The following is an 8,170-nucleotide window of genomic DNA, read 5'->3' on the forward strand; positions in this document are numbered from 1 at the left end:
ACCCAAATAACGGATATGTACACCAAAAAATCAGGGTTTCACCCGCCCCTTGAGCATCCCATGATTCACCAAAAGCGTCCGCATGGCATTGCGCGTCACCCCCAACAACTCCGCCGTACGCAACTGATTAAACCCACAAAACGCAAACGCCTCCCGCACGATCAAATCCTCGATATCGTGCAACAACGAATCCCCCGGCACCTCGAACAACCGCAGCAACTGCTCCCGCACCACCTCCTGCGGAATCCTCGGCGCCCCGCTGTTAACGCTGGCATGCATCGCACTCAACCCCGCAGAAAACTTCAAGTGCGACGGCATGATCGGCCTGTCCCCAGCCACCAAAAGCGCCAGGTGCACCACATTCTCCAGCTCACGAATATTCCCCGGCCACGGATAATCCAGCAACGCCTGGGTCGCCGACTCCGACAACATCGGCTCGGCGATTTTCAACCTGGCACTGTAGAGCCGCCGAAAATGCTCAACCAACGGCAGGATATCCAGCGGCCGCTCACGCAACGGCAACACCTGCACCTGCGCCACGTTGATGCGATAGAACAGGTCAAGACGAAAGTTGCCCGCCTCCACCGCCTGCTCCAGGTCGATGTTGGTGGCCGTCACCAGCCGGATATTGATCTTGATCGGCTTGCGCGACCCCACTCGCACCACTTCCTGCTCCTGCAATACCCGCAGCAGCTTCACCTGCAACGGCAGCGGCAAGTCACCGATCTCATCGAGGAACAGGGTGCCGCCATCGGCTTCTTCAAACCAGCCGATCCGCCGCCCCGAGGCCCCGGAAAACGAGCCGGCCTCATGCCCAAAAAATTCGCTTTCCGCAAGGTTCTCGCTGATGGCCCCACAGTTCACCGGCACAAACGCACCGGTGCGGCCGCTGGCGCTGTGGATATAGCGCGCCACCAGCTCCTTGCCGGTGCCGGTCTCGCCATTGATCAACACCGGCGCTTCACTGGGGCCGACACGTTGCAAATATTCGAGCAGTTGCAGGGAACGCGGGTCGGCAAAAACCAGCGCCTTGGCGCGAATCGACAACGGGTCTTTTTCGCCCTGGGGCAAAGTCAGGATCGGCGTGGGATGCCCGTGGGGACGGTTCATGAAGAGTATTTCCCGGCGACGAGGTGAAGGTACGTAAGGGAACTTTACTCAGTCACGCATATAACTAGAAATATTAAAAATTCATTAGTACATAACCGTTTATCGACGATGCGCCAGCGACCTCACGCAACGATCCCCCAGGCTTTGCACGCCCTGGACCAGCACCACCAACACAATCACCGTCACCACCATGATCTGGTTATTGAAACGCTGGTACCCATAACGAATCGCCAGGTCCCCCAGGCCGCCACCGCCAATCACCCCGGCCATGGACGAAAAGCCGATCAGCATCACCAGGGTCAGGGTCAACCCCGCAAGCAACGCAGGGAGCGCCTCCGGCAGCAGCACCTTGAAGATCACATGCCGAATATCCCCGCCCATGGCGACAATGGCTTCGATGCGACCCTTGTCCACTTCGTCCAACGCGTTCTCGACAATCCGCGCAAAGAACGGAAAGGCGCCAATGGTGATCGGCACCACGGCGGCGGTGCTGCCCAGGGTGGTGCCGACGATCAGCCGGGTCAGCGGAATCAAGGCAATCAGCATCACCACAAAGGGCAATGAGCGGCCCAGGTTGATCACCGCACCCAGTACACGGTTCACCCGTGGCAGCGGGAACAGCCCGCCGCGGCGACTGACAAACAGCAGCACCCCCAGGGGCAGGCCGATCAGCAAGGTAAAGACCGCCGCCAGCAGCACCATGTACAGGGTTTCGCCAGTGGCCGTGAGCAGCAGTTGCAGGATGTCGTTCCAGTCCGTTTTCATACTGCCCTCACCGCTGGCAGGCTGGGGGCCAGTGAGCGGCCCAGGCTTGAGGCGGGGTCGGCCTGCAATTGAATCAGGCTGCCGCTTTCCACCACACGCCCATTGGCCAGGGATACCGCGCTGTCGCAGATAGCCTTGACCACATCCAGCTCGTGGGTGATCAACACGATGGTCACCCCCAGTTGCCGATTGATACTGCGCAGCAGTTCCAGGATCGACGCGGTGGTTTCCGGGTCGAGGGCGCTGGTGGCTTCGTCCGACAGCAAATAATCCGGGCGCGCCGCCAGCGCCCGGGCGATGCCGACGCGCTGCTTCTGGCCGCCGGACAGTTGCGACGGAAACGCCAGCGCCTTGTCACTCAGGCCGACCAGTTCCAGCAATTCCTTGACCCGGGCAACGCGCTCGGCCTTGGGCTGGCCGGCGATTTCCAGGGGCACCGCCACATTGTCGGCGACGTTGCGTGAATGCAGCAGGTTGAAACCCTGGAAGATCATGCCGATACGCTGGCGTTGCTGGCGCAATTGCTTGTCACTGAGCAGCGTCAGGTCCTGGCCGTCCATGAGGATGCGCCCGGAAGTCGGGCGCTCCAGCAGGTTCAGGCAGCGCAGCAAAGTACTCTTGCCCGCCCCGCTCCGCCCCACGATCCCGAAGATCGAACCGTCGGCAATCTGCAATGACACGTTATCCAGCGCCAGCGGCTGGCCATCGGCGTAGGTTTTGCTGACCCGCTCGACGACGATCATTCGACAGCTACCGGAATCACCGAGCCTGCATATTTCTCGGTGATGAACTTGGCCACCTCCGGCGAATTCAGGTCCTTGGCCAGCTGTTTGATCCGTGGGTCGTCCTGCAATTTCGGGGTGGTCACGAGGATATTCGCGTAGGGATTGCCCTGGGCTTTTTCCAGCCCAAGGGCATCCTTGGCCGGTGACAGGCCGGCCTCGAGGGCGTAGTTGCCATTGATCACGGCGAGGTCGACATCATCCAGGGCACGAGGAATCTGTGGTGATTCGATCTCGAGGATCTTCAGGTGCCTGGGGTTCTCGGCAATGTCCTTGGGCGTTGCCTGGTCCTTGGCCGGGTCGTTGAAACCGGGCTTGAGCGTGATCAGGCCGTTGGCTTGCAGCAGGTACAGCGCACGGCTCAGGTTGGTGACGTTGTTGGGCACGGCCACGGTGCCTTTATCCGGCACCTGGGCAAAGCTGGTGTGGCGATGGGAATAGATACCCAGCGGCTCGATATGCACGGTGGCCGCCACTGTGAATTTCTGGCCGAGAGCCTGTTCCTGGGAGTGCAGGTACGGCAAGTGCTGGAAGTAGTTGGCGTCCACATCACCGTGGGCCAGCAGTTCATTGGAGTTCACGCCGTTGGGGATTTCGATGATTTTCAGCTGCAGCTGCGGGTCGAGCTTCTGCACGTATTCGAGGATTTGCGCGTGGGGAATCGGGTCCGCCGCCACACGCAGGGCCTCGGCGGCCTGGGCGTCGAAGGAGGCAATCAGGACGGCCAGGGCCAGGGCTGTTTTCTTGAGCATGGTGATATTCCTTATCAGGCGGACAGGGCTTGGGGAATCGTGGCATCGGCGTAAAACCGTTGGGCGACATCCGGATGGGAACGCAGGCGGCCCTTGAGGTAGTTCCAGCCGACGTCCCGCAGCAGCGGGTTACGCGGGTCACTGGTGGGGCCGTGGGCATCGCGCAGCAACTCGGGCGGCAACTGATACACCGGCACCACCGCGTCCAGTTGCGCACCGAGGAAAAACGCCAGGGACAAACGCTCGCTGCCCAGGGGCGGCGATTCGACCCGGTGCACCGTGGCACGCAGGTAGCCGTTGGTGGCCAGTTCCAGCAACTCGCCGATGTTCACCACCAGGGTGTCGGGGCGCGGCGAAGCGTCGATCCAGCGGCCCTCCTCCACTTCCACTTGCAGGCCGGCCTGCTGGTCTTGCAGGAGGAAGCTGAGAAAGCCGGAATCCTTGTGGGCACCGACACCCTGGCGACTCTGCTGGGCGTGGCGGCCGGGGTAGCGGATCAGCTTGATGTGTTCGTTGGGCTTGGCGCCATACAGCGGGTCGAAAGCGTTTTCCGGCAGCGACAAGGCCTGGGCAAAGGCGCGCAACAGGCGCAGGGACATCTGCGTCATCGCCTGCTGCCAGGCCAGTAACAAGGGCTTGAGTTCAGGCAATGCGGCGGGCCATTGGTTGGGGCCTTGGAGGCGCGACCAGGCCGGTGAGTCCGGGCCCTGTTGCAGCGGCTCGCGCTCGGCGCCGAGGTCGAACTGTTCACGCAGGTCCGGCTGCCCCCGGGTGATCTCCGACGCGGCGCGGTTGTAGCCGCGAAAGTGTGGGGAGTTGATCATGCCGACAGCAAGCTTGTCGGCCTCCGGCAAGGCGAAAAACTGGCGCGCCTGCTGCTGCACCTGGGTGAGCAACCCGGCGTCGATGCCGTGGCCGGTGAGGTAGAAAAAACCGATATGCCGCGCAGCGTGGCGCAGGTCATCGAGAAACTGCCCACGCTGGGCCGGGCTGCCGTCGAGCAGCGCCAGGTCCAGCAGGGGCAAGGTGTTGATTGCCAGCGGGTGCGACATTGGGTGCTCACTCCATGAACAGGTACGTGGAGTGGTGAAGCTAAACGATCTAAAAACCCCGCAATAAATACCTTTTTGGCATTAGCTTAGGTTGGCGCGTTCGCCGCCCTGGCTTCTTCCAGCAGGGCCTGGATGACTTTCTCCTGATTGTCGTAGCGGCCCTCGCCGAAATGGCTGTAGCGCACTTTGCCGGTGGCATCGAAGAAGTAATGGGCCGGCCAGTACTGGTTATCGAAGGCGCGCCAGATGCGGTAGTCGTTGTCGATGGCCACCGGGTAATGGATGTCCAGCTTCTTGACCTGGCTGCGTACGTTATCCAGGACTTTCTCATAGGCGTTTTCCGGCGTGTGCACACCGATCACCACCAACCCGTCCCTGGCGTACTTCTTCGCCCACTGATTGACGTACGGCAGGCTGCGCTGGCAGTTGACGCAGTCGTAGGTCCAGAAATCCACCAGCACCACCTTGCCCTTCAGGCCCTCGGCCGTCAGCGGCGGCGAGTTGAGCCAGGCCACCGCGCCGTCGAGGGACGGCATGCGCTCATCGGACTGGCTGAAACTTTCGGCATCGACGTTGTTGATCAGGTAGTTCACCGCCTTGGGCACGCCGACCAAGGCAACCACCAGTGCCAACAGCAGCAGGCCTTTTGAGCGGCGCAGGTATCGGATGAAGTTCATGGGTGTCACCTCGTGGCCGGGGGTGTTTCGGCGCGTTTGCGAGCCGCGCCGTTTTGCGCCAGCGGCGTGTTCTGGAAGCAGGTTTCACTGCCGGTGAGTTTTTTCGCGGTAGCGGCGTTCACATCCGCCGCCACACCCGCCATGGAAAACGCCAGGGCACTGAGAAAGCTGTTGAGTGGGGTCATGGCCGGTCTCCTCAGCTGCCTTCAAGGCAATTGCTGGAAAATTTGCGGTAGTCGAGGACGTGGCGCTGGCCCTCGGAATCGAGGTAGGTCAGTTTCGAGTTGACGATGCCGCACAGCGCGCCACCGGACTCTTCGGAGATCGACAGCACCTGGTGGATATCCGGCTGGCTGGCGGTGGTTTCGGCATGGGCGGCAACACTCAGGCCAGTGAGTAAGGCAAACAGGCAACTGGCATAGGCAGCTTTGATAGTCATGGGTGGTTCCCCGGGGGTTCAAGTGGGCCGAGGCGGATTACCTCGATGGGCTCATTTGAACCTTGCGAGGTATCCGGATTGTGTCGGCCAGGCCCGGATTTTTGCGTCGATGTGTATCTCGTCACCGCCAGATACACTGCAATACAAAGGGCACAAGGCAAGCCCGCCGCCAGTGGCTAGACTGCGCATCAATGACTAATCAACGAGGAAGGCAGCATGGATCACGTCGATCACATTCTGATTGTCGATGACGATCGGGAGATCCGCGAACTGGTGGGCAACTACCTGAAAAAGAACGGCCTGCGCACCACCGTGGTGGCTGACGGCCGGCAGATGCGCAGCTTCCTCGACACCACGCCCGTGGACCTGATCGTGCTGGACATCATGATGCCCGGCGACGACGGCTTGCAGCTGTGCCGCGAACTGCGGGTGGGCAAGCACAAGGCCACGCCGATCCTGATGCTCACCGCGCGCAACGATGAAACCGACCGCATCATCGGCCTGGAAATGGGCGCCGACGATTACCTGGTCAAGCCCTTCGCCGCCCGTGAACTGCTGGCCCGCATCAACGCCGTGCTGCGGCGCACACGGATGCTGCCGCCAAACCTGGTGGTGACCGAAAGCGGCCGGCTGATCCGCTTTGGCCGCTGGCGCCTGGACACCACCGCCCGCCATCTGCTGGACGAAGACAACACCCTGGTGGCCTTGAGCGGTGCCGAATACCGTTTGCTGCGCGTCTTCCTCGACCATCCGCAACGGGTGCTCAACCGTGACCAGTTGCTGAACCTGACACAGGGCCGGGACGCGGACCTGTTCGACCGCTCCATCGACCTGCTGGTCAGCCGCCTGCGCCAGCGCCTTTTGGACGACGCCCGCGAACCGGCCTACATCAAGACCGTGCGCAGCGAAGGCTATGTGTTCTCCCTGGCCGTGGAAATCCTTGGGGACCCGGCATGACCCTCACGTTCCGCTGGCCGCGCACCCTCGCGGCGCAACTGACGGTAATTTTCATCGTCAGCCTGCTGTGCGCCAACGCCCTGTCGTTCAGTGCGCAGTTCTATGAGCGCTACATGAGTGCCCGCAGCGTAATGCTGGGCAACCTGGAAAACGACGTATCGACGTCGATCGCGATCCTCGACCGCCTGCCCGCCGCCGAGCGTGCCAGCTGGCTGCCGCGGCTCGACCGCAACGCCTACCGCTACCTGCTGAATGCCGGCGAACCCGGCGAGCCGATGGCCAGCGACAACGTGCCCATGGCCGCGACGTCGATTTCCGATGCGTTGGGCGAGCATTACCCACTGACGTTTCGCGACATCCCGGGCCTGCAAAAACACTTCCAGGCGCACCTGACCCTGGCCGATGGCAGCCCGGTCACGATTGATGTCTATCCCAAGCCGATCCCGTTTGCGTTCTGGCTGCCGGTGGTACTGGTGCTGCAACTGGTGGTGTTGCTGGTGTGCACCTGGATCGCCGTGCGCATCGCCATCCGCCCGCTGACACGCCTGGCACGGGCAGTGGAAACCCTCGACCCGAATGCCCGCCCGACGCCGCTGGACGAAACCGGCCCCACCGAGGTGGCGCATGCGGCGGCGGCGTTCAACGAAATGCAGAAGCGGATTGCCGAGTACCTCAAGGAGCGCATGCAGATTCTGGCGGCGATCTCCCATGACTTGCAGACGCCGATTACCCGCATGAAATTGCGTGCCGAGTTCATGGAGGACTCGGTGGACCGGGAAAAGCTCTGGAGTGACCTGGGGGAAATGGAGCATCTGGTGCGCGAGGGTGTGGCGTATGCCCGCAGTGTGCATGGGTCCACCGAGGCCAGTTGCCGGATCGACCTGGATGCGTTTCTCGACAGCCTGGTGTTTGATTACCAGGATATGAACAAGCAAGTGAGTTTGACCGGTAAAAGCGCGGTGGTTTTGGATACGCGGCCCCATGCGTTGCGTCGGGTGTTGGTGAACCTGGTGGACAACGCGCTGAAATTTGCCGGGGAGGCGCAGTTGGAGGTGGGGTCGACGGCGGCGGGTGAGCTTTCGATCAAGGTGCTGGACCGGGGGCCGGGGATTGCAGAGGATGAACTGGTGCAGGTGATGCAGCCGTTTTACCGGGTCGAGAGTTCGCGTAATCGCGGCACTGGGGGTACTGGGTTGGGGTTGGCGATTGCGCAGCAACTGGCGGTGGCGATTGGCGGGGAGTTGACCCTGAGCAACCGGGACGGCGGGGGGTTGTGTGCGCAGGTTCGGCTGGAGCTGTGACGGGCGGTGTGTATATCCATTATTTGGGTGATGGCTTGTATCGGTTCCGCTCTTACAGCGGCTCACTTTTGAACAGCCGGAATGCCGGCCCAGTCAAAAGTAAGCAAAACGCTCTTGCCCCACCACTCGGCTCCTCGCCTAGGCGAGGAGTGCCCTAACTCCGGCTTGAGTGTTTAGAAGCGAAATCAAAAGCTAAAGCGGGCACGGTGCACTGTAGGAGCTGGCTTGCCGGCGATGGCATCGCCTCGGTGTGTCTGATGTACCGAGGTGTCTGCATCGCCGGCAAGCCAGCTCCTACAGAAAAGCAGCTCTGCTTTCGCTCTGGTTTTTGATTT

The 8,170-nt window shown here is 61.7% G+C and carries 9 protein-coding genes and 1 pseudogene; 2 read left to right on the forward strand and 8 right to left on the reverse strand.

The features are described 5' to 3' along the window. Positions 1-30 precede the first annotated feature (30 nt). The 8 genes and pseudogenes from HX818_RS30060 to HX818_RS30095 form a co-directional block, all read right to left on the reverse strand. On the reverse strand, positions 31-1,110 hold the full coding sequence (locus HX818_RS30060; RefSeq protein ID WP_003212528.1) for a sigma-54-dependent Fis family transcriptional regulator: 1,080 nt from the start codon (positions 1,108-1,110) through the stop codon (positions 31-33). A gap of 99 nt (positions 1,111-1,209) precedes the next feature. After that, positions 1,210-1,875 (reverse strand): methionine ABC transporter permease, encoded by a 666-nt coding sequence (locus HX818_RS30065; protein WP_003212526.1) that lies wholly within the window; start codon positions 1,873-1,875, stop codon positions 1,210-1,212. Then, positions 1,872-2,618, reverse strand: a complete 747-nt coding sequence (locus HX818_RS30070; RefSeq protein ID WP_177021289.1) for a methionine ABC transporter ATP-binding protein — start codon at positions 2,616-2,618, stop codon at positions 1,872-1,874. Before HX818_RS30070 ends, HX818_RS30065 begins: the two co-directional genes overlap by 4 nt. Further along, positions 2,615-3,409, reverse strand: a complete 795-nt coding sequence (locus HX818_RS30075) for a MetQ/NlpA family ABC transporter substrate-binding protein (RefSeq protein WP_003212522.1) — start codon at positions 3,407-3,409, stop codon at positions 2,615-2,617. Before HX818_RS30075 ends, HX818_RS30070 begins: the two co-directional genes overlap by 4 nt. A 14-nt stretch (positions 3,410-3,423) precedes the next feature. Beyond that, positions 3,424-4,461: an isopenicillin N synthase family oxygenase gene (locus tag HX818_RS30080; RefSeq protein WP_008430201.1), complete on the reverse strand. Its 1,038-nt coding sequence runs from the start codon at positions 4,459-4,461 to the stop codon at positions 3,424-3,426. 86 nt (positions 4,462-4,547) lie between these two features. Continuing rightward, positions 4,548-5,066, reverse strand: a pseudogene (locus HX818_RS30085) (thioredoxin family protein); the annotation flags it as partial. Positions 5,067-5,143: 77 nt separating this feature from the next. Then, positions 5,144-5,323: a hypothetical protein gene (locus tag HX818_RS30090; RefSeq protein ID WP_003212515.1), complete on the reverse strand. Its 180-nt coding sequence runs from the start codon at positions 5,321-5,323 to the stop codon at positions 5,144-5,146. A gap of 11 nt (positions 5,324-5,334) precedes the next feature. Beyond that, positions 5,335-5,577, reverse strand: a complete 243-nt coding sequence (locus tag HX818_RS30095; RefSeq protein WP_003212513.1) for a DUF2790 domain-containing protein — start codon at positions 5,575-5,577, stop codon at positions 5,335-5,337. Between the two features lie 216 nt (positions 5,578-5,793). On the opposite strand from HX818_RS30095, the gene HX818_RS30100 reads away from it, so the two are divergent. Beyond that, positions 5,794-6,534, forward strand: a complete 741-nt coding sequence (locus HX818_RS30100; RefSeq protein WP_003212510.1) for a response regulator — start codon at positions 5,794-5,796, stop codon at positions 6,532-6,534. Then, on the forward strand, positions 6,531-7,835 hold the full coding sequence (locus tag HX818_RS30105; protein ID WP_003212508.1) for an ATP-binding protein: 1,305 nt from the start codon (positions 6,531-6,533) through the stop codon (positions 7,833-7,835). The genes HX818_RS30100 and HX818_RS30105 overlap by 4 nt, the downstream gene beginning before the upstream one ends. Positions 7,836-8,170 lie beyond the last annotated feature (335 nt).

Origin of the sequence: Pseudomonas sp. F9001, from assembly GCF_013385435.1 — a bacterium.
Classification (GTDB): domain Bacteria; phylum Pseudomonadota; class Gammaproteobacteria; order Pseudomonadales; family Pseudomonadaceae; genus Aquipseudomonas.